The 2,045-nt window shown below is 68.1% G+C and carries 3 protein-coding genes and 1 pseudogene; all 4 read left to right on the top strand.

Annotated elements, in window-relative coordinates:
• Positions 1-617: pseudogene (locus ACFWPJ_RS31340) on the top strand (hypothetical protein); the annotation flags it as partial.
• Between the two features lie 32 nt (positions 618-649).
• The gene (locus ACFWPJ_RS31335; RefSeq protein ID WP_378856908.1) at positions 650-934 is read left to right on the top strand and encodes a hypothetical protein; all 285 of its coding nucleotides are present in this window, start codon (positions 650-652) and stop codon (positions 932-934) included.
• Positions 935-1,108: 174 nt separating this feature from the next.
• A complete protein-coding gene (locus tag ACFWPJ_RS31330) occupies positions 1,109-1,633 on the top strand; it encodes a hypothetical protein (protein ID WP_378856906.1) in 525 nt (174 codons plus the stop codon).
• 50 nt (positions 1,634-1,683) lie between these two features.
• Entirely contained in the window at positions 1,684-1,992 is a 309-nt protein-coding gene (locus tag ACFWPJ_RS31325) for a type VII secretion target (protein ID WP_378856904.1), read from the top strand.
• Positions 1,993-2,045: the final 53 nt, after the last annotated feature.

Below are 2,045 nucleotides of genomic sequence, written 5' to 3'. Positions count from 1 at the left end.
CCCGGTGCGTCTTCCCCAAGCGGGGGGCCGGGGGGGCTCTGTGGGGTGAGAAGTACCCCCCCCCGGTCAACGACTTGATTCCGCCGACGACCGGTGACCGGCTCGTCACGGCCGCGTTCGATGTCGTGCGGCGTGAGGTCTCCGACAACCAGGCATTGCTCGACCTCACAACGTGGGTGCGGCTGTGGGAAACCGGGATGCGTCACGACGCCTACTCCCACACCATCGGTGACGGCCCCTCCCCCGCAGCATGGGCCGGTGCGTGGCTGGCCGCCGCCGCCCACGACGCCGCGACCTCACCACCGACCACCGTCCGTCGCACCACCGAATCGGCGCGGCCACCAGCGAGCACGCTGGTGCCGGGGTCCTCGACCACGTCCACGATCCGCAGCGTGGACCTGCCCGCTCCCACCACCTCACCGAGCCCCTCGCCGGTCGAGGTGGTGGGAGCACCCCAACTCGTTGCCCCGCCCTCCCTACCAGCCGACCAGTCTCCCGGTCCGGCATCGACGGCCACTACAGCGGGGCCCAGCCAACCCGGCATCAGCGCCGACGCGACAACGCCGCCGTCAACGCTCGTGCGCCAGCCCGGAATCACCACCGACACCGGACATTGACCCACCCCACCAGCTTCTCCGAAAGGATTTCGATGCATCCCGTCCTGCAGACCGGCTACGATCTGGTGGCGCAGTTGTCCAATCCGACACCACAAGCACCACCGATGTCGGACAAGATCGTGCAGCTGGTGCGGTACTTCACCTGGTTCATCCTGCTCTCCGGTGTCATCGCCATCACCTACGCCGGCGGGAAGTTCGCGTGGGAGAAGTGGACCGGCGGCGGCCTGGAATCACCGAAGATGATCGCCGGAGCCATGATCGGCCGCGCGGTCGCCACCAGCGCCGGAACCATCATGAACGCCATGATCGGCAACTGAAGGATGACCCGCCCACCCCAACCGGCCCGAATCCTGCGCAGCCTTCCCACCTGCCGGATCCCCAACGGGATCGCCCACTGCACCGTGGCCGGGTTGGCGTTCTCGCCTGCCGCGACCGCCCTGGCCTACCTCAGCTTCCCCGCCACCGACCGCACCGTGCCCCCCGATACCCGAATGCGCACCGTGGTCCTGTCCTGGGAACTGTTCATCCATCACGGTTTCCGTGACGGCATCCACCACCAGTTCGTGGCCGCCTTGAACCAGGTTCGGCGACGCGCCCGCACGCTGGCGGCGTTCGACCCGCTGCCGCCGCTTCGCCGCTACGAGCAGACTCGGGCAGTGGCGGCGTTGACCACCCGCTGGGGGCGCCGCAACAGCAGCCGACCGACAACGCTGGCCTTAGTCGATCTGAGCACCGATGCTGCCGGAGCTCGCGCGGAACTCATCGGACTGCTCGCCCACTACGGCCTGCGGCCCCGCCAACTGGGAGGGATCGGCGGCGACCGGCTCGTGCTGCTCGAGGCCATTGCCGCCGCCGCGATCGGTGCCCGCCATCTTCACCTCGTTTACTGGTCGGTCTTGGACATCGACGCATTGCTGGAACCGACCGATCCGAGCAGATACGCACTGACCCAACCAATTCGACGGTCACCGCCGCGACCTGCCTTACCCAGGCTTGCGCGACCTTCGTCACTGTGACAACCCGACCGAACCCAATTCTCCGAACCAGATTCTCCAAGGGGGCCATCATGTCGCTCGATTTCGATCCGTCCACCGCGCAACAGTTCGTGGCGGTGACACGAACCGTCGCCGGTGACCTCGCCGCCGCCACCCACGCCACAACAGCCGCAACAGCGGTCGTTCCCGGGCTCGGGCTGATCGGCGCCGACTTCCGCACCCAGCTCATCGCCGCGATGACCGACCACGCCACCCACCTGAACGGTTGCGTGAGCGCGATCGAAACCCAGGCCGGGCACGTCGAGGTCTGCCGCACCACCCTGACCGGGCACGACCAGCACCTCGCCGACACCCTCACCACCGTCGACCAGGAGGCATGATGGTCACCCGCACCAAACCCTCCACCACCACGGCGGCACCGGATCCGGACGCG

The organism is Nocardia sp. NPDC058497 (assembly GCF_042720195.1).
Classification (GTDB): Bacteria; Actinomycetota; Actinomycetes; order Mycobacteriales; family Mycobacteriaceae; genus Nocardia.
Note: the sequence above shows the minus strand (reverse complement) of the source record. Positions and strands in the feature narration are given on the sequence as shown.